16 protein-coding genes are annotated in these 20,046 nt (G+C 44.5%); 10 read left to right on the top strand and 6 right to left on the bottom strand.

From position 1 onward, the window contains the following. Nucleotides 1-49: 49 nt before the first annotated feature. From AWH61_RS08630 to typA, 3 genes are all read right to left on the bottom strand, one after another. Nucleotides 50-1,225 (bottom strand): MalY/PatB family protein, encoded by a 1,176-nt coding sequence (locus tag AWH61_RS08630; protein ID WP_075176831.1) that lies wholly within the window; start codon nucleotides 1,223-1,225, stop codon nucleotides 50-52. Nucleotides 1,226-1,488: 263 nt separating this feature from the next. Further along, nucleotides 1,489-1,866 (bottom strand): response regulator, encoded by a 378-nt coding sequence (locus tag AWH61_RS08625; RefSeq protein WP_014950586.1) that lies wholly within the window; start codon nucleotides 1,864-1,866, stop codon nucleotides 1,489-1,491. A gap of 362 nt (nucleotides 1,867-2,228) precedes the next feature. Beyond that, nucleotides 2,229-4,061, bottom strand: a complete 1,833-nt coding sequence (gene typA / locus AWH61_RS08620) for a translational GTPase TypA (protein WP_014950587.1) — start codon at nucleotides 4,059-4,061, stop codon at nucleotides 2,229-2,231. A 457-nt stretch (nucleotides 4,062-4,518) separates the two neighbouring features. Here typA and glnA point away from each other — a divergent pair, with 457 nt between their 5' ends. The 4 genes from glnA to glnG all read left to right on the top strand — a co-directional run bounded on the left by glnA (nucleotide 4,519) and on the right by glnG (nucleotide 9,409). Next, entirely contained in the window at nucleotides 4,519-5,928 is a 1,410-nt protein-coding gene (gene glnA, locus AWH61_RS08615; RefSeq protein WP_014950588.1) for a glutamate--ammonia ligase, read from the top strand. A gap of 239 nt (nucleotides 5,929-6,167) precedes the next feature. Then, nucleotides 6,168-6,794 carry a hypothetical protein gene (locus AWH61_RS08610; RefSeq protein WP_014950589.1) on the top strand — a complete coding sequence of 209 codons (627 nt, stop codon included), beginning with the start codon at nucleotides 6,168-6,170 and terminating at the stop codon, nucleotides 6,792-6,794. A gap of 130 nt (nucleotides 6,795-6,924) precedes the next feature. Continuing rightward, nucleotides 6,925-8,010 carry a nitrogen regulation protein NR(II) gene (gene glnL / locus AWH61_RS08605; RefSeq protein ID WP_014950590.1) on the top strand — a complete coding sequence of 362 codons (1,086 nt, stop codon included), beginning with the start codon at nucleotides 6,925-6,927 and terminating at the stop codon, nucleotides 8,008-8,010. After that, nucleotides 8,000-9,409 carry a nitrogen regulation protein NR(I) gene (gene glnG / locus AWH61_RS08600; RefSeq protein ID WP_014977284.1) on the top strand — a complete coding sequence of 470 codons (1,410 nt, stop codon included), beginning with the start codon at nucleotides 8,000-8,002 and terminating at the stop codon, nucleotides 9,407-9,409. Before glnL ends, glnG begins: the two co-directional genes overlap by 11 nt. 62 nt (nucleotides 9,410-9,471) lie before the next feature. On the opposite strand, the gene AWH61_RS08595 is transcribed toward glnG, so the two are convergent. Further along, nucleotides 9,472-10,611: an HD-GYP domain-containing protein gene (locus AWH61_RS08595; protein ID WP_075176830.1), complete on the bottom strand. Its 1,140-nt coding sequence runs from the start codon at nucleotides 10,609-10,611 to the stop codon at nucleotides 9,472-9,474. Between the two features lie 205 nt (nucleotides 10,612-10,816). Between AWH61_RS08595 and AWH61_RS08590 the strand changes: the two genes are divergently transcribed. The 4 genes from AWH61_RS08590 to AWH61_RS08575 all read left to right on the top strand — a co-directional run bounded on the left by AWH61_RS08590 (nucleotide 10,817) and on the right by AWH61_RS08575 (nucleotide 14,548). Continuing rightward, nucleotides 10,817-11,542: a 1-acylglycerol-3-phosphate O-acyltransferase gene (locus AWH61_RS08590; RefSeq protein WP_039226140.1), complete on the top strand. Its 726-nt coding sequence runs from the start codon at nucleotides 10,817-10,819 to the stop codon at nucleotides 11,540-11,542. Between the two features lie 32 nt (nucleotides 11,543-11,574). Beyond that, complete coding sequence (gene rraB, locus AWH61_RS08585) at nucleotides 11,575-11,973, top strand: ribonuclease E inhibitor RraB (RefSeq protein WP_014950594.1); 399 nt, start codon at nucleotides 11,575-11,577, stop codon at nucleotides 11,971-11,973. A gap of 116 nt (nucleotides 11,974-12,089) precedes the next feature. Beyond that, nucleotides 12,090-12,905, top strand: a complete 816-nt coding sequence (locus AWH61_RS08580; RefSeq protein ID WP_075176829.1) for a choice-of-anchor H family protein — start codon at nucleotides 12,090-12,092, stop codon at nucleotides 12,903-12,905. Nucleotides 12,906-13,072: 167 nt separating this feature from the next. Further along, a complete protein-coding gene (locus AWH61_RS08575; protein ID WP_075176828.1) occupies nucleotides 13,073-14,548 on the top strand; it encodes a sensor domain-containing diguanylate cyclase in 1,476 nt (491 codons plus the stop codon). A gap of 119 nt (nucleotides 14,549-14,667) precedes the next feature. On the opposite strand, the gene AWH61_RS08570 is transcribed toward AWH61_RS08575, so the two are convergent. Beyond that, a complete protein-coding gene (locus AWH61_RS08570) occupies nucleotides 14,668-14,877 on the bottom strand; it encodes a type II toxin-antitoxin system antitoxin (protein ID WP_014950597.1) in 210 nt (69 codons plus the stop codon). Nucleotides 14,878-14,948: 71 nt separating this feature from the next. Beyond that, a complete protein-coding gene (locus tag AWH61_RS08565) occupies nucleotides 14,949-15,797 on the bottom strand; it encodes an SPFH domain-containing protein (RefSeq protein WP_014950598.1) in 849 nt (282 codons plus the stop codon). 187 nt (nucleotides 15,798-15,984) lie between these two features. Here AWH61_RS08565 and AWH61_RS08560 point away from each other — a divergent pair, with 187 nt between their 5' ends. Next, complete coding sequence (locus tag AWH61_RS08560) at nucleotides 15,985-17,268, top strand: ABC transporter substrate-binding protein (RefSeq protein WP_075176827.1); 1,284 nt, start codon at nucleotides 15,985-15,987, stop codon at nucleotides 17,266-17,268. A gap of 55 nt (nucleotides 17,269-17,323) precedes the next feature. Beyond that, nucleotides 17,324-19,996 carry a hybrid sensor histidine kinase/response regulator gene (locus AWH61_RS08555; RefSeq protein ID WP_075176826.1) on the top strand — a complete coding sequence of 891 codons (2,673 nt, stop codon included), beginning with the start codon at nucleotides 17,324-17,326 and terminating at the stop codon, nucleotides 19,994-19,996. The last annotated feature ends 50 nt before the right edge of the window (nucleotides 19,997-20,046 follow it).

Here is a 20,046-nt window from a genome sequence, read left to right as displayed (position 1 = left end):
AGTACTCTGACCCCATTTGGGGGCTGAAAAAGTACTCTGACCCCAATTTTTAGCTGGCGAGGCGTTGCAGAATATCTTGGAGCATCGCTTTGCTGCAGCCAAAGTTAATTCTGAAATGGTCCGCCTTGTGAAAATCGATGCCTGGTGACGGGCCTACGCCTTTCTCTTCGGCCCACTGCTGGACGTTCTCTACACCTAGTCCACTGGCGTCTACCCACGCAAGGAACGTCGCATCGGCTTTGAGCATTTTAAGCCCGTCAATACTGTTTACTGTGTTAAACACCATATCTCTGTTTTCACGCAAGTAGGTAAGTTGCTGCTGATGCCACTCATCACATTGAGTGAATGCTGCTTCTGTAGCCGCTAAGCCCAATACAGTAACCCAAGGTACGATGCCCGCGGCGGCGTTGGTAAATGCCTGACGCAGTTGGCGATTAGGGATGATGGCAAAAGACGTTCCCAAACCAGCAATATTAAATGTTTTACTGGCAGCCATTAGCGTAACGCTATTTTCAGCAAGGTTGGACTCGCGGCCTGCCGGTATGTGCTGTTTGCCTTCTTCTAGAATAAGGTCGCAGTGGATTTCATCAGAACATAGCTTAACGTTGTTCGCGTTACAGATCTCAGCAATGCGATCTAATTCAGCTTTAGTAAGCACCGAACCTACCGGGTTCATTGGGTTACAAAGAATAAACAGCTTACATTTAGGATCAGCCGCTTCTCTTTCTAATGCTTCAAAATCTAACGTATAGCGCGCACCTTCAACACTCGAGATAGTTTCAGAACTTGTGCCGTCGTCATTTTGCACTACCGTGCCTATATCTACCCGTTCGAGACCATTTAGCATTGGGGCAGCCAGTAGAGGCGGATAATTAGGTGTTTGAATAAGTACTTTATCACCGGGTTCACAATAGGCTTTACACGCTACGTTAAACGCTGGCACAACGCCTGGTGTCCACACTAGCCACTCGGGTTGAATTTCCCAATTATGCTTATCTTTAAGCCATCTCACTACAGCCTGAATGGCGCCTTCGTGATGTGCAGGCAGTATGTAACCCATGTTGCCATGCTCAACCTGACCCGAAATGGCGTCTAGAATTGGCTGCGCGCAACGAAACTCAGTATCGGCAACCCACGCAGGAATGATGTCTTTCCCTTTGTACTTTTGCCATTTAAACGAAAACGTGTCTTTTCTGGGAGGGGTATTATCGAATAAGGCGCTCACATTACATCCTGTTGCATAAAAACTTATGCCAACAGTGTAGAATTTTAGCGCCTCATAAACTAGGGGCGTGAGATGAATTAACCCGAATTTTCTATATCGAAATGTACTTTAATAGAGATAAATTAACACGTTAAAGCCAAAGGTAAATTACGCTTTGCTGTCCTAACCTGTTTTACGTTGCCATCGTTAACCACGAAGTAGATTTTTGGCTCGCATGCACACCTTTAGCGTGCGATACATAAAATGAAAAACAACCTACAGGCTTAGCTGGCCTGCGACACCGCCTCTCTCGATTTTTGAACTAGCTCTTCCATATTGAGTGGCTTAGCAAGAAAACCGGTAACCTGAAGTTTACGCGCTTCTATCACTAACTCTTTGTTAGGGTCGGCAGTAATGAGTAAAAATGGAACGTCCAAACCCGAAGACTGGCAGGTTTTTAGAAGACTTAGTCCATCATAATCCGGCATTACTTGGTCACTGATGATCAAGCTGATAGATTCCGCAGTTTGTTGCAGCAAAAAATCCCTTGCAAATTTACTACGTGTAAATGGATACACGGTAGCGTCTAACTGCGTTTCCAACGCGTCAGTAATTAGGTCAAGCGTGATAGGATCATCTTCAACTACTGCTACAGAAAACACTACCCTTCCCCTTTTTGTTAGGTCATTAGCCGTAAATATTACAACGACTTAGCTCACGTGTTAAGACGTCAGTCAATTGTACCAATCCGCATAGATAAATGCTCGCTGGGTATTGATCTATGCGGACTGATATTTTCAAGGATAGAATCTCTGAACGCTTTTGACCACTAACCTTTGGTCGATATTTAAACTTTTTCTAACGTTTTAGTGATAATGCTAGAAAGCAGCTTTTCTGATGGGAAGTGACGGTGTGTAAGTTGAGACACGATTTGAACGATTGCAGGCCAAACTCATCGGCAAAATGGAAAAAAAATGCCAGCTGACGCTGGCATTTTCAAAATCAATGTAAGTCTTAGAAGCTATTAAGACTTAGGTGCACGTGATGCACGCTTACGCTCGTTTTCTGTAAGAAGCTTCTTACGAATACGGATAGATTCAGGCGTTACTTCTACTAGTTCGTCGTCATCGATGAACTCAAGCGCTTGCTCAAGTGACATTCTGATTGGTGGAACTAGTGTTTGCGCTTCGTCAGTACCTGATGCACGAACGTTAGTAAGCTGCTTACCTTTAAGGGCGTTTACAGTAAGGTCGTTGTCACGGCTGTGAATACCGATAACCATACCTTCGTACACTTCAACACCGTGACCGATGAATAGGCGACCGCGTTCTTGAAGGTTAAACAAGGCGTTAGTTAGTGCTTTACCGTTTGCGTTAGCGATTAGAACACCGTTCTTACGCTTACCAATGATACCGCCTTTGTACGGGCCATAGTGATCGAACGTGTGATATAGCAAACCAGAACCCGACGTTAACGTCATGAATTCTGTTTGGAAACCAATTAGGCCACGGCTTGGAATGATAAAGTCGATACGTACACGACCTTTACCATCAGGAGACATGTCAGTCATTTCTGCTTTACGCAGACCAAGCTGTTCCATGATTGAACCCTGGTGCTGTTCTTCACAGTCAATAGTCAAGGTTTCGTATGGTTCTTGCGTTGCGCCGTCAACTTCTTTCAGAATTACTTCTGGACGAGACACTGCAAGCTCGTAACCTTCACGACGCATGTTTTCGATAAGAATACCTAGGTGAAGTTCACCACGACCAGATACGCGGAACTTGTCCGGATCAGGCATTTCTTCAACGCGCAGTGCAACGTTGTGTACTAGTTCATCTTTAAGGCGCTCTAGAATGTTACGTGACGTTACATACTTACCTTCTTTACCTGCAAATGGCGAGGTGTTTACCTGGAACGTCATGGTTACTGTAGGCTCGTCAACCGTAAGTGGAGGAAGTGCTTCTACAGTGTTGATGTCACAAATGGTGTCAGAGATCTTAAGTTCGCCAAGACCTGTGATTGCAATGATGTCGCCCGCGTGAGCAGATTCAACTTCGTGACGAGCAAGGCCAAGGTAGCCGTAAACTAGGCCTACTTTGCCGTTGCGCTTTTTGCCATCAGCAGTAACAACCGTTACTTGTTGGTTTGGCTTAACAGAACCACGCTTAACACGACCTACGCCGATAACACCCACGTATGAGTTGTAGTCAAGCTGAGAGATCTGCATTTGGAATGCGCCGTCGATATCTGCATCAGGAGGAGAAACCTGGTCAACGATAGTTTGGAACAATGCCGTCATATCGTCTTCTTTAGTATCTGCATCTAGTGATGCCCAACCGTTAAGTGCAGACGCATAAACAACTTGGAAATCTAGCTGTTCGTCAGTTGCACCTAGGTTGTCGAATAGGTCGAAAACTTGATCCATAACCCAGTCAGGACGCGCACCAGGCTTGTCGATTTTGTTGATAACAACAATTGGCTTAAGACCTTGAGCAAATGCCTTTTGCGTAACGAAACGGGTTTGTGGCATCGGGCCTTCTTGCGCATCTACAAGTAGAAGTACAGAGTCAGCCATCGACATTACACGCTCTACTTCACCACCGAAGTCAGCGTGTCCTGGAGTGTCTACGATGTTGATACGGTAGTCGTTCCAGTTAATCGCTGTGTTCTTAGCTAGGATGGTAATGCCACGTTCTTTCTCGATGTCGTTCGAGTCCATTACGCGCTCTTCTTGCTCGCCTCGAGATTCAAGGGTGCCAGACTGCTGTAACAGTTTGTCTACCAGGGTGGTCTTACCGTGGTCAACGTGGGCGATGATTGCGATGTTACGCAATTTATTAATATCAGTGGTATTCATGCTTATATAGAGCCTGTGTAAATCAACGTCTACTTCAATTCAGTGGAAAGGAGTATGCGTTAGATTTGTTGCAAAAAAATGCAGATAGAAAAATTTGCGCGGATTGTACAGAAAAACCACGACGTTTGCGCATCTTTTTTTTGATGGAAACGAGTTTTATTGGTTTTCAAACACTTGTTCAACAAATAACCAGCCCCGTTGCACCTAATTGATCATATTTGGTGGCTATACGCTACAAAGTAATCTAGGCTGATTGACGTACAAATGAGCACAAAACGCCATATTGGTGCAACATTGCACCAATATAATGCAATTTAATTCAAACGGAAGTGATAGATGCCCGTCTATGCCACAGAAATCGGTATACATATAGATGGCATGATAATCGCTTTCACTTTTGCCACTGTTGGAGTGAAGCTGATCATTCCGCATTTTTACATTAAACCTGGAGGACACGATGTCAGTAGAAAAGGCATTAGAGCTGATTAAAGAAAGTGAAGCGAAGTTTGTAGATTTACGTTTTACCGATACAAAGGGTAAAGAACAACACGTATCTATTCCTGCGAGCGTTGTTGATGAAGAGTTTTTCGAAGAAGGTAAAATGTTCGATGGTTCTTCTATCGCTGGCTGGAAAGGCATCAACGAATCAGACATGGTTCTTCTTCCAGACGCAACAAGCTGCGTAGTTGACCCTTTCGCTGAAGAGACACAAGTAAACATCCGTTGTGACATCGTTGAACCTTCAACAATGGAAGGTTATGAGCGTGACCCTCGTTCAGTTGCTCGTCGTGCAGAAGAATTCCTAAAATCAACTGGCATCGGTGACACATGTTTCTTCGGCCCAGAGCCAGAGTTTTTCCTTTTTGATGACGTACGCTTCCACACTGACATGGCGGGTTCTTTCTACAAGATTGACTCTTCTGAAGCAAAGTGGAACTCTGGCGAAGAGTTTGAAGGCGGCAACATGGCACACCGCCCTGGCGTTAAAGGCGGTTACTTCCCAGTACCACCAGTGGACTCTGCTCACGATATCCGTGCTGCAATGTGTCTAGTTATGGAAGAGATGGGCCTTGTTATCGAAGCGCACCACCATGAAGTAGCAACTGCTGGCCAAAACGAAATTGCTTGCCAATTCAATACGCTAGTTAAGAAAGCTGACGAAATTCAAGTTTACAAGTATGTTGTTCACAACGTTGCACACGCATACGGTCAAACAGCTACCTTTATGCCTAAGCCGCTTGTTGGCGATAATGGTTCTGGTATGCACTGTCACCAATCTATCTCTAAAGATGGCGTAAACATCTTTGCAGGTGACAAGTACGCTGGTCTTTCTGAGGAAGCACTTTACTACATTGGTGGTATCATCAAGCACGCGCGCGCAATCAACGCGTTTGCTAACGCTTCTACTAACTCATACAAGCGTCTAGTTCCTGGATTCGAAGCACCGGTAATGCTTGCATACTCTGCACGTAACCGTTCTGCATCTATTCGTATTCCTCACGTAACTAGCGATAAAGCACGTCGTATTGAAGTACGTTTCCCTGACCCAACAGCTAACCCATACCTAGCGTTCACTGCTATGCTTATGGCGGGTATCGACGGTATTAAGAACAAGATCCACCCTGGCGATTCAATGGATAAAGACTTGTACGACCTACCGCCAGAAGAAGCTGCTGAAATTCCAACAGTTGCAAGCTCGCTAGAAATGGCACTTGAAGCTCTTGATAACGACCGTGACTTCCTTAAAGCTGGTGGCGTTATGACTGACGACATGATTGATGCATACATCGATCTTAAGTCTGAAGAAGTAACGAAACTTAACATGACTACTCACCCTGTTGAGTTCGACATGTACTACAGCGTGTAATTTCGCACTGTATAGCAATTTATACTAAAGCCCGCTCTGCGGGCTTTTTTTATGCGTACGATTTATCTACTATGTTTTTATAGCTATGCTAATAAATACTCTTTCATGCTGTATCAACTGCGCACAGGGCTTTGCCCGCTTGCATCTGCATACAACTAGAAAGGTTATCCATAAGCCAAACATAGCAAGCTATATGAATTAGCCAGCTAGCCAAAACCACATTGATTAGGTAACGACACGTGCACTACATGACGCGACACATTTGCTTAATTTCGCTATTACTAAGTAGCGGCAATGGCTTACTGCCTGTGCAAGCGGAAATGCTGAGCCAAGAAAGTACCCAGCAAGAAGCACAAGAAAGCGAAACCGGACAAAGCAGCAATGCAACATCAGCCGCAGCTACCTCTCCAATGACCATATACAAGGTGGTAGGTAAAGACGGCTCTGTGACTTACACCGACAAGCCGCAGCAAAACGCAGAACCCCTAGCTTTCGATGTAAAAACGCAAAACGTAGTAACCGCGGCAAAGGTTACCCCACCTCCCCCTGCGAAGCCGGCTGCCCCCAAGCCCAACTATCGCGTAGTCATTAAGTCACCTGCACCAGAAGCGACAATTCGCAATAACTTGGGTGAATTCACTATTTCTGCCGCACAACCTGGTGCACCCAAAGCGCCAATCTACCGATTAATCTTTGACGACGCCCCATTAGCTAGCAATAGTTCAGGCGTCTTTAAGCTTACTGGTATCCATCGTGGGGCACATACTTATAAAGTTGAACTCACGAACAATACGGGCAAGACTCTTGCATCGTCTCCATTACAAACCCTTTACCTGCATCAGGCATCGGCGTTAATTAATAACTAATAGCGTGCAACCACTGTTATGTATGCGCACCATAGAGGTTCAGTGAACATTTCTTCTTGAGCTCTTTATTCGCGCAACGCATCATTGCAAGCTACAATGCACAATTATGGTGCAAAGGAGACGAGCTCGGATGCATTCCACCGAGTTAGAAACACAACAGCTAATCAATAGCCTAAATACCGCACTGGTAATGGTAGACAACAAACTTACGATTGTTTATGCCAACCACGCTGGTGAAGCTTTGTTTGAGACTGGATTAAAACAACTTATTGGGCATCCACTTCAAGATTTTTTCTTGCCGGGCACAATAGAAACCACCCGACTTAAAGCTGCCATCAGAAAAGGTGAAGATTTCACCGAAAACGAAATTAAGTTGGCTTTTCGAGATAACCGCTATGTATCTGCCGACCTAACCGTTACCAACTTGCACTTCGAAGACGGCCCACGACTGCTATTTGAAGTTAAAAAGATTGACCAGCAAAAGCGAATTTCTCGAGAAACTTTACAAAACGCGCAGCATTACGCAGCACGGGAATTGGTTCGCGGCCTTGCACACGAAATCAAAAATCCTCTTGGTGGTATTCGCGGTGCAGCACAGCTATTAGAAAAAGAGCTGATTGACGAGCATAAAGAATTTACAAGCATGATCATTGAGCAGTCTGACCGTCTGCGAAACTTAGTTGATCGATTGCTTGGACCAAATTCACTACCTCGATTTGAAGAAAGCAACGTGCATCAAGCGCTTGAAAAAATACGCAGCTTAATGCGCTTTGACTCAGACAATCCCATTACCATAGTTCGCGACTATGACCCCAGCATTCCACCGCTTATGTTAGACCCTGACATGATTCAGCAAGCGGTGCTCAACATTGTGCGCAACAGCGTTCAGGCATTAACCGAGAGCCAAACCCCCAACCCACAAATTAGGTTAATTACGCGAATAGAGCGCCAAATGACAATTCAAACGAAGCGTCACGCGCTGGTAGCAAAAATAAAAATTATTGATAACGGCCCGGGTATTCCGGCTGAAGTAAAAGACACACTTTTCTACCCCATGGTCACAAGCAAGCAAAATGGCTCTGGGTTGGGTTTGTCTATTTCACAGACCCTTATAAACCACCACGGCGGCAAAATAGATGTAGATAGCTACCCTGGTCACACTGAGTTCGTAATTTACATACCAATAGATCGTAAGGAGACAGACGATGACGAATGAGTCTGTGTGGATTGTCGATGATGACAGTTCTATTCGTTGGGTGCTGCAAAAGGCCTTACAAGCAGCAGATATCAGCTGCTTAAGTTTTGAAAACCCTGAAGATTTATTGCTTCAACTTCAAAGCGGCCAAGCCCCTGAAGTCATCATTTCAGACATAAGAATGCCACAAATGGACGGCATGACGTTACTGAACGAAGTGCATGCCTCGCACCCTATGCTCCCCGTTATCATTATGACGGCGCATTCGGATTTAGACAGCGCAGTTAACGCATATCAAAAAGGCGCCTTTGAATATTTGCCAAAGCCATTTGATATCGACGAGGCAGTAACCTTAACCCAGCGGGCGCTGGCACATGCCAGAGAGCAGTCCACCGTATCTAAAGCGCAAGTTGAAGACGTAGTAACGGAAATTATTGGCGAAGCACCTGCCATGCAGGAAGTGTTTCGTGCCATAGGTCGCTTGTCTCGCTCTTCAATTAGCGTGCTAATTAACGGGCAATCAGGAACGGGTAAAGAACTTGTGGCGCACGCCCTTCATAGGCACAGCCCAAGAGCAAGTAAACCTTTCATCGCCCTTAATATGGCCGCCATTCCTGCCGACCTTGTAGAATCAGAACTATTTGGCCATGAGAAGGGCGCATTTACCGGAGCCCAGGCAGCTCGTCAAGGCCGCTTCGAACAAGCCGACGGCGGAACATTGTTCTTAGATGAAATAGGCGATATGCCGTTAGATGTACAAACCCGCCTTTTACGTGTGCTTGCAGACGGCCAGTTTTATCGTGTCGGTGGCCATCAGTCAGTGAGTGTGGACGTACGCATCATCGCTGCAACTCACCAGAATTTAGAACAAAGGGTTGCTGAAGGTAAGTTTAGGGAAGATTTGTTCCACCGCTTAAACGTTATCCGAGTGCACCTTCCTTCACTTAACGAGCGCCGCGAAGATATTCCACTACTGACCCGTCACTTCTTGCGCCGAGCAGCCAAAGAACTTGATGTAGAAGCTAAAAGCATATCGAAAGACGCTGAGCGCGTAATGTCTCAGCTACCATGGCCTGGAAACGTAAGGCAGCTAGAAAACGTGTGTCGCTGGTTAACGGTAATGGCGAGTGGTCAAGAAGTGCTGCCCAGCGATCTGCCACCGGAAATTCACAGCGATAGCAGTATTGAAAAACCTAGCGCTGAATCGGGTGAGTGGCCAGATTTGTTGGCAAGCTGGACCGATAAACAGCTTCGCGACGGCCATCACAATATTCTTAACGACGCGATGCTGACGTTTGAGCGTATTATGCTTGAGCGAGCACTTCAGCACACTCATGGCCATAAACAAGATGCGGCCAAACGCTTGGGTTGGGGAAGAAATACCCTAACAAGAAAGTTAAAAGAACTGGGTGTGAACTAACCCTAATGACTACGCCGAAAGCTAGCAGGGAACTCGCTGCTAGCTTATAAGCGGCTTGCGATCTAATGTCCTTTCGTCAGTAACGCCGTCATTCCCTGATTGAAATGCCTTACCCACTTCATACTAAACTGGCCTTTGGCGCTTCGATTTATTTCTATTACCGCTTCTTTTTTAGAAAGTACGTTATCTTCATTGTGCGCTCTTGGGTGTGTCATTGCATCGTAGGTATCAACAATGGCAAGTAACTTCGCACCTTCACATATATCGTCTTCTTTTAGCCCCAATGGATAACCTGTTCCATCAGTGCGTTCATGGTGCTGCATCACAATTTTGCGCGCCATATCCCATTGGTCTAGGTGCTCTAACAAACGGGCACTTTTATACACATGAGAGCGCATAAGATTAAATTCGATATCGCTTAGCGCATCGCCTTTGTGCAGAAGCTTCAATGGCATGAAGGCCATTCCGAAGTCATGTACATAGCTGGCTACGGCAAGCTGATCTTCGTCGATAGGGTTTTCGGCCACATCGTTAATATACATAGCGAGTTTGGCAATGCGATCACCACGACCAGACCAGTAGTTAGAGCGGCGTTCAATGGTTTGCATTAAGTCGCGGAAAAATAGAATATCTTGCTTCTTTTCACTACTAATATCTTTAGGGATACCTGTAGCCGCTAACGTAGGGGGCTTTATCTGAACGTTTTGTGGGTCGTCTTCATCCGCAACAATATCTAACGCTGGGTTAAGTAATAAGACCGCTTCGGTAAGGCGTTTTTCATGCTCAGCAGTATTTTCAGGTGTCACACGACCGATAGCTAAAACCAGCTGATTGTGAAGATTGTCATCGTACTCGGCTTTGCCATTGGCCATTACAGCCTCTACAAAGGCTTTTACTCTGTCCATAGTAAGCAATACCAAGTCACTCATAGTACTTGTGTACGCCACCTGCCCTTTGCGCAAATAATCTAGCAAGTCTTCTACATGCTGCAAAAGCGGGATCATGGGAGAGAAGTTAACCAGGCCTAAATCACCTTTAATGGTGTGGATTGAGCGAAACAGAGCACGCTGCAATTCGTTGTCTTCCGGACGAAGCTCTAATTCAATCAAGGTTTGTTCACTTGATTCATAGAGTTCGTTTATTTCCTCCATAAGGTCAGCAAGAATATCTTCTTCTAGGTCGTCTGGAGTAAATGTCTGCATATAGTGGTTACCGAGTTAGGTTCGATTGCGCTTTTTATTATTGTAATTGGGTATCGGCAAAATTTCCTCATACTAAAGGTGAGAAACATAGCCACTTTTCCAACTTATTGCTCAACTATACCTTCCGCACTGTAAAAACTCATCGGACAAGTGTACGCTGAAACTTCATCTATACTGCGCGCGTCAATTGTATCTAGGAGTTGTTTTGATCGCTTTATTCCGCATTCCGGCACTTTTTATCGCCTTTTTACTCATTAACATCGTTCTGCTAATTGTTTGTATCGCACGACCTTTTCACAAAGATAACGTGCATATTGCGGGTAGTATGTATTCACTTATGGCTAAGGTCGTAGGTCTCAAAATTATTATAAAGAAAGATCCTGCGGTTAAAATAAACGAGCCCTACGTTTACATCGCCAATCATCAAAACAGTTTCGACGTTATCACTATCTGTAAAGCTGCACTGCCTGGCGTGGTAACCATTGGCAAAAAGAGCTTAAAGTGGATCCCTATTTTCGGCCAAATCTATTGGTTGTCAGGCAATATCATGATTGATAGAAAGAACTCAGGTAAGGCCCGTAATACACTCGACATTGCTGCAAAACGCATTGCGAAAAAGAAAACGTCGGTATGGCTATTCCCAGAAGGTACACGAAGCTATGGCAGAGGCATATTACCTTTTAAGCAAGGTGCATTTCGCTTAGCTAAGGCCACCAACGAACCGGTTGTTATGGTAACCGCCAGCAATTTGCACAATAAAGTAAAATGGAACCGTTGGGATAACGGCATTGTGCTTATTGATATTGCCGCCCCTCAGGCTTTGAGCGAGGACAAGACAATTAAAGAGTGGATGGTGCATTTTAACGATGAAATGAAACAAAAGTTTGATGCGCTTAATACACAGGTCGATGAACTGGAAAAAAGCAGGTAAACTTGCGTCAAAATTGCTAACGAGTGTTTATTATGACCCAGTTCGATGAAAGAGAAGAGTGGTACGAGTTTAACCAAGAAACTATTGATGCCCTTCTAGAAGACGGCAGCCAAGCCGATGCCGACTATACCATTGAGCACCACTTCGCCAGCACTGACTTCGACGTGCTAGAAAAGGCAGCTGTTGATGCGTTTAAAGCTGGTTTTGAAGTCACCGACGCAGAAGAGCTTATTCTTGATGATGGCGAAACCATTTTCTGCTTCGACGCGGTTGCAGAGCGAAAGCTAGATATTGAAAAACTCAATGCGGACTCTGACACCTTGCTTAAAATTGCCGACAAGCATGATGTAACCTACGACGGTTGGGGTACTTACTTCGAGCCGCGTGAAGAAGGTGAATACGAAGAAGAAGATCACTACTTCGACGACTGATCTCTAAGGCACCCTCACCGCTTTAACTGAGAAGGCGTTAAGTTCCCCTTCAGCTTTTGTTCATCTTTTTCCGTCAACAATGACACTGTCATTATCGATTGGAAAAGGATGGACAGATGAAAAAGCTACTTTTCTCACTTACTACATATTCTGCTATTGCAACATTACAGCTTGCGCTTATGTCACCTGTGCATGCCAGTACCGAAAATAGCGCACAAAACAAAAACGTTACCTCTAACGAATACCGTTACAACAAACCATTTGTTGCAGCTCAATCGCTGCTGCCTAAAACCTCAGGTGCATTGACAAGCGAAGAAACAATCTCTCAATCTGTTGATGACGTTGAGACTGATCAACAGTCCCTTGCCAAGGCGGGTAAGCATCAACAGCATTTAGCCGTGAGTAAGTCCTCTAGCGATATCGTAGTCAGCAGTATTAATGAGTTTTGGATTTATGAAAGCTGGGTAACGCTTGAGCAAGACATTGATTACGATGGTTATCACTCTACGTTTTCGATTGAGTTTGACGCCGACACCATTTTCACTCGCGCGCCAGTATACGCGGTCTTGTATTTGGGCAAAAACGACGTGTACGAGTCTATTCACGTGTCGTCTGAGTTTTACATTTACTCAGAAGACTCAACAGATACCTTTACCATTGAAAGCACATTAGTTTCTGGCTATCCGCCGGGTGAATACGACATTCTATTAGAGCTTTATGATGCAGATACCGAAATGCTTGTGGCGTATACCGATGCCTATGATGACAGTGCACTCGCCTATCTTCCCCTTGAAAGTGAAAATAATGAATATGTGGTTGAAGATACGGTAGTCATAGTAGAAGAGCATGGCGGAGCATGGTCTTTACTCCCACTGTGTCTATTAAGTGGCATTGTACTTGTTAGACGAACTGTTAGACGCCGACACTGCTAACTATCTTGGAAAGTTAATCAGCTAAAAGCTGCATGCATCTGCAGCTTTTGGCTATTTTTTATACTAAAGTCTATTATATAATATAAACCTTCTTTTCCAATTAACGTTGATTCGCCAATGTACCAAGGAAAACAGTACATACTGACGCTTTCAATTGGTGTAGCGCAATGAGCATCGACAATGTTAACTTGTTCAATCTATTAGAAAATACGCAAATTGGCGTAGTCATTCACAATGCTACTGGCGTTGTAGAGTATGCCAATCCCGCTGCGTTAACGCTGCTTCGATTGAGTATAGATAAACTTAAAGAGAAAAGCTTAGACGTGGACTCCTGGGAGTTCATTGACATGCAAAACAGAAAAGTACCTTACCACGAACTTCCCATTGCCCAGGTGCTTGCTACTAGCACCGCTATAAATAACCGAATATTGGGAACGATAAATAAAGATACCGATAAAATAACGTGGTTTAATGTCAACGCATATCCCGAAAAGTACAAGGTCAATGGCAGTTCACCGTCTTTTGTAGTGGTTTATTTCACTGATATCACGGCAAAGATTAGTGATTTCTCTTACAAAGATATTGTTCAACATTCACAAGATATGATTTTGGTAACGGAAGCTCAGAATATCGATGCCCCGCTTTCTCCTAAAATCATCTATGCAAATGAAGCATTGTGTAAACATACTGAATATAGTCTTGAGGAGTTATTGGGTGAGACACCTCGCATTTTTCAAGGTGCCCTAACCGACAAAGCCTCTACGCTGCGTATTCGGCAGTCACTTATTGATCAACGCCCATGTACCGAAACACTTTTAAATTATACGAAGTCTGGCACACCTTTCTGGGTTCAAATGAACATATTCCCGCTTACCAATGAATTCGGTGAAGTAACCCATTTTGCAGCTGTTCAGCGTAACGTTAGCGAAATGAAGTTCCAATCTGAACAGCTAGATAAGCGCAATGCAGAACTTAAGAAAATAAAGCAGAACTTAGAAAGCCTGGTTAACCGTCGAACCAGCGAGCTTCTTTCAGCCAATCATAAATTAGAGAAACTGGCATATTATGACGCGCTCACGAACATTCCAAATAGACGGGCATTTCTAGACGCATTTGCAAAGTCTTTAAACTTCGCAAAACGCAATGGACATGCAATGTTGATTGGCATCGCCGATGTTGATCACTTTAAGGCTATTAATGATAGTTACGGCCACGGATTTGGCGATGACGTATTAACCATCGTTGCTCAGACAATGCAGCAATTTTTTCGTCAAGAAGATGCCATTGGCCGCATAGGTGGCGAAGAGTTTGCGTTCTGTATGGTACTAACAAGTCCAGTCTCCCCTCGCCAACTATTAGACAGATTTCGCGAGAAAGTCAGCATTCTCCATGAAACCCATCCTCCGTTGAAAGGAAGACAAGTTACCCTTAGTTTGGGGGCGGTATATGTGAGCGACTTAAAAGAGGCAAGTATAAAGCAACTACTTTGCGATGCAGATGAAGCCCTTTATAGAGCCAAAAATAAAGGTCGCAATACCATAGAGTGCGAATGTTATGACGATATCGATAACGAAGGGTTAGATCCCTGTGAAGATGGTAGAGCTGGCACAGAGTCTCATTCTAAACCTCATCATGTTACGTAAAAGCTAATATTGATTCGTGGTAACGCTACATGAGCATATTGCTCACTACGGCTCACCTTTAATAACCTAAATCGTTAGCTTATCAGCTCAGCATCGATTTGGCTGTCCAGCCACGTTGCTCAGTTTTCTCCCCCGTCAGGCGGCTCAATACCTTCAACCTCTACTACCACTTTTTCTACCAGCTTCACTCTTCCCTGCTTCACTAGCGCTTGTCTTAATACATACTCTATTTGCGCATTTACACTGCGCAAGTCATCGGCAGCCCATCGCTCCATGGCGGCAAGTACATTTTCATTTATCCTAAGTGGATACGCTTTTTTCTTTGCCAAAATCACAAACCTTATGTGCCGCAGTGCATCGCTGCGGCACTACAATTTCAAACTTAAATTAAAAAAACGAGCTAGTAGATTGTACCTGTATTAATAACCGGTTGCGTCGACTTATCACCACACAGCACAACTAATAAATTACTGATCATCGTCGCCTTACGCTCTTCATCAAGCTCTACTACACCCTTTTCATTTAATCGCTGAAGTGCCATTTCTACGGTTCCCACAGCACCATCTACAATTTGCTTCCGGGCAGCCACAATAGCTGATGCTTGTTGACGCTGAAGCATGGCACTTGCGATTTCTTGCGCGTAGGCAAGGTGGCTGATACGAGACTCCAAAATTGTGATCCCAGCTTTCGCAAGGCGAGCTTGGATCTCTTCTTGTAACCGCGCTGATATCTCTATTGGGTGGCTACGAAGTGCGACTTCCGCTTGCTCGTCGTCACGAGGATCGTAAGGAAAGCTACTTGCCATATTGCGGATCGCGGACTCACTTTGAATTCGCACAAAACTTTCGTAATCGTCTACGTCAAACATTGCTTCAGCAGTATCGCTCACTTTCCACACGACAATAGAGGCTATTTCAATGGGGTTTCCTTGATTGTCGTTAACTTTAATTCTGGCACTTTCAAAGTTTCTTATGCGCAAAGAAATATTAGCTCTACGGAACAAAGGAATTGTCCAGCGTAATCCAACATCAGAGACAGTACCTACATAGCTGCCGAAAAACGTCATGACCTTAGCTTGGTTGGGTTGCACCATGAAATAGCCCAACCACAAACTTCCCACTAAAACGCTTAGAATTACACCAGCTTCGGGGTTACCCGACACTGCATAGAAAAACGTAGCAACCTGTGCGACTAGCAAAACACAGATCATCAAATAACCGTTTACCGAAAACCCTTTCTTTTCTTTCATATCACTCACCTTTGATATCATTTTGATATCTTTATAATACAAAATTTAACTACTCGCTAATTTTGATGTGTTACCAAATATGTCAAAGCAACATTTTATTTTTAACTATGGGGTAACATTTTTTGGTAACTCTATGAAATAGATGCCAGAATAATGGAGGGTCATCGTTTACTATGGACGTACGTTAATGCCTTCAAACTCAGATAAAAACGTCGCTTCTTCTTTCCAGCGCCGTACCTTGTTAAAGGGCGGTCTCGCCTTTGGTCTTACTGCGGGCATTACCCCTTTTTCAATCGGAAAAGAAAAACCGACGCTGCGCGTATTAGGCACCCATGTCACGCTTCAAGAAGCCATTCGTCAGCGCGCCATGGAAGACTTAGGCATTAATATTGAGTTCGAGCCGGGTGGCAGTGCAACCGTTCTTCAAAAGGCGTCGATGAACCCCTCGTCATTCGACCTTTATGAGCAGTGGTCTAATAGCATTAATGTATTGTGGCGCGCTCATGCTATTCAGCCCATAGAGAAGAAACGCCTTCTGTATTGGGAAGAAATAAACGATTTAAGCAAGACCGGAAAACTTACCGAGAACGCGCGAATGGGCGCTGGCGACGCACCGCATAAAATTATTAATGTACAGGACGACGGCACTCTGGGCGCCAACCATACTGACACAATTAGTTTTTTACCTTATGTGCACAATGTTGACTCTTTTGGCTATGACACATCAAAGTTACCCAACGAACTGCAAGGGCAAGAAGAAAGCTGGGGCTGGCTTTTAGACAGTCGCTATTCAGGAAAAGTGGGCATAGTTAACGACCCCACTATCGGACTTTTCGATTTAGCACTTGCCGCACAAGCTAAAGGGTTCATGCAATTCCAAGATATCGGTGCCATGACCGAGTATGAACTTGATGATTTGTTTAGCTTACTCATAGAGTTGACTCAGTTAAACCATTTCAATGGATTCTGGACCTCGGTCCCTGAGTCTGTTGAGTTCATGAAAAGTGGACGGGTTGCAATCGAAAGCATGTTCTCGCCTGCGGTCTCTGCGCTGAACGGTCAAGATATTCCGGTTACGTTTGCAGCACCGAAAGAAGGCTACCGCGGATGGCACGGTGTAATGTGCATGTCCTCTGCCACACAAGGTAGAATAAAGGACGTGGCTTATGAGTATATGAATTGGTGGCTGTCGGGGTGGCCTGGCGCATTTATTGCCAGACAAGGCTACTATATTTCCAACCCTAAACGTTCAGCTCAATATCTTTCAGACGCCGAATGGAATTACTGGTACAAAGGGCAAGTAGCATCAGAGCCGCTAAAAGGGCCCGACGGAAATATTAGTGTTAGACAAGGCGCCCAGCGCACTGGTGGGAGTTATGAAGAGCGTTTTAGTAATGTTGCCGTATGGAATACCGTTATGCCAACCTACGAATACAGTTTGCAGAAGTGGTACGAATTCATCACTGCATAATGTTGCGTTAAGTAAAAAACCATAACGTTAATGGAATAAGGCTTTTTTAGTTCACATGTTATCGTCAATTCGAATTCAGCTTATCACCGTGCTACTTGCTCTTATAGCGCTTATATTGGCACAGGGGTTTATTGCTAGAGAAAACCAAGAAGTCCTAAACAAAGGCGTGGCATCAGCGTCAAAGGCAGTAGTTGATGTTGCACTTGTTAAGGAACTTGAACGGGATGTAGTGGACTTACAGCGCAACGTGCTCATATTCAAAGAGAATGCGAGTAAATCAGCCATTACTCGCTTCAGTCGACTCATGGTGACTATTAACACCAAACTCGACAAGTTAGCCCTGGTAGACGAAGACAAGGAAATACAGGAAGACAACCATATCCTTTCAAGAATGAAGGAGCACCTTAACGCCTATCAGGAGAATTTTACTCAAGTTGTCGATGCGCGCTCTGAAAGGGATAACCTTATAGCAAGAGGCACCCTATCTGATATTACGTTACTGGAAAAGATACTGAGTGACGCTAGAACAAACGGAGATATCTCTGCTGCCTCTGAAGAACAGGCAAAGACGCTTCTTATTCGGGCAGAAAATGCGATGCTGAAATATCTGATGAAACCCGACATGGGTTTTATTCGAGCATTCAACGAAGCCGCAGATTCACTACGAAAATTAACGCTAACGAAAAATACATCCCTTCAGGAAAGAGTGGAGCAATTGTCGGAAAAAATTAAAGCCGATTTCGTTAAGCTAACCCAGATAACCCAAGGTAATTTATTCTTGGTTAACGTAGTCATGGCGGGGTCTGCCAATGAATTTCTCTATTTAAGCGGTGAGCTGGCCAAAAAAGTAACCACAGACTCTGAAATTGCGACTCAACGCACCTACACACTGGCTGAAAGCACACAGCGTAACGGAGAATTATTTTCTCTTTTTGCCATTCTACTCGCCCTCTCAGCCGCGCTGTTTGCCATGTTTCGAATATTGGGCCCTATTCGTTCTATCACTCAAGTTTTCAATAAACTTGCCCAAGGCGTACAAATTTCCAATATTCCTGGCAGCAGTCGAAAAGATGAGATTGGCAAGCTAGCAAAAGCGGCGCTTGTTTTTAGTGATAAAAACCGAGAGACAGAAAAACTGCTAGATGAAGCAAGAACCATGAACTCTCAGCTTGAAAGCTTAAATAAAGCGATTACTGAGGCGAAAATAAAAGCGGAGCAAGCAACCGCGTCAAAGAGTATGTTTTTAGCCAATATGAGTCATGAAATCCGCACGCCGATGAATGGTATTATCGGACTTATAGAACTGGCGCAACAGCAAGAGCTGTCCACTACTGTTAAAGGGTATCTCGACAAGGCAGCGTATTCTGGGCAAATATTACTGAGCGTAATTAACGATATACTCGACTTCTCAAAAATTGAAGCGGGTAAATTGAAGATTGAGGAAGTGAGCTTTTCTTTGCATTCACTGTTCGACAACCTCATTGCAGTTATTGCACTACGCGCAAAAGAAAAGAACTTATCGGTGCACTTTACGGTAAATCCAAAGATACCTCCGCAAGTAATTGGCGACCCACTGCGTATTGCCCAAATAATTATGAATATAGGCAACAATGCTGTGAAGTTCACCGAGCAAGGGCGTATAGATATTGAGTTTGACGGCAACTTGAACGAAAAAGGGAACGTGTTAAACCTTACCATGCGAATCACCGATTCAGGCATAGGTATGAGTGCAGCCCAGCTAGATAGAATATTTAAGCCTTTCACTCAAGCAGACGGTTCAACCAATAGAAAATACGGCGGTACCGGCCTTGGCCTTGCGATTGTAAGCCAGCTTACTGAACTTATGAACGGCCGCCTTGATGCCACTTCTACTATGGGAAAAGGCAGTACGTTTGAAGTTGAACTGCCGCTGAAAGCATTTAAAAACCAACCTGGCGTGCTTGAACAAACACCCCAGCTACCTGTTGATAGCCTTTATGTTACTGAAGCAGCATTGCTGCCTGCGGCTTATTGCAACCAGATACAGCTGCCAACTAAATCAACGCTATCAATAGAAGATGCCAAAAATATCGCCGCTTTACCTGAACATATCATTGTAGATATCCATGAGTTCAGTGAATTCAGACAGAATATTGCTTGGTTAAACGCCTTATTAGAAAAAGGGAAGTCGGTAGGCCTAGTGATGGAAAGTGCAGGCAGCGCGCTACAAGCTAAATATGACACGCTATGGAAAGGCCCACTTATCATGCATCCATTCACACCTGCGCAATTTGAGCGTTTTGTTCATCAGGTGATATCTAAAGATGCAAGTTATGACGGACATCATTTCAGTGAAGAAGCGGAAGCGACGTCGCTAGAAGGCCACGTTCTATTAGTGGAAGACAATAATATAAATCAACTCGTCACCGGAGAAATGCTTACCAACCTTGGGCTTACTTTCGATATTGCAGAAGATGGCAAGCAAGCCGTGCAAAAAGTAGAAAATGCCCCGCAGTACGACCTAATATTGATGGATGTACAAATGCCGGTGATGGACGGTTATGAGGCAACCACACAACTCCGCGAAAAAGGCTTTACTGGCGTACCTATTATCGGCCTTTCGGCCAATGCAATGAAGGAAGATAAACAAAGCGCGATAGACGCGGGTATGAACGACTACCTCACTAAGCCAATAAAGCAAAAATCGTTGATAGGCATGTTAAAACAGTACTTAGGCAAACAGCTCTAAACGCGAACGTAAAGATAAGTTCTTATACCAATTCGCATAAATAATTGCCC

It is taken from the genome of Alteromonas sp. W12 (assembly GCF_001924945.1).
GTDB lineage: Bacteria > Pseudomonadota > Gammaproteobacteria > Enterobacterales > Alteromonadaceae > Alteromonas > Alteromonas macleodii.
Note: the sequence above shows the minus strand (reverse complement) of the source record. Positions and strands in the feature narration are given on the sequence as shown.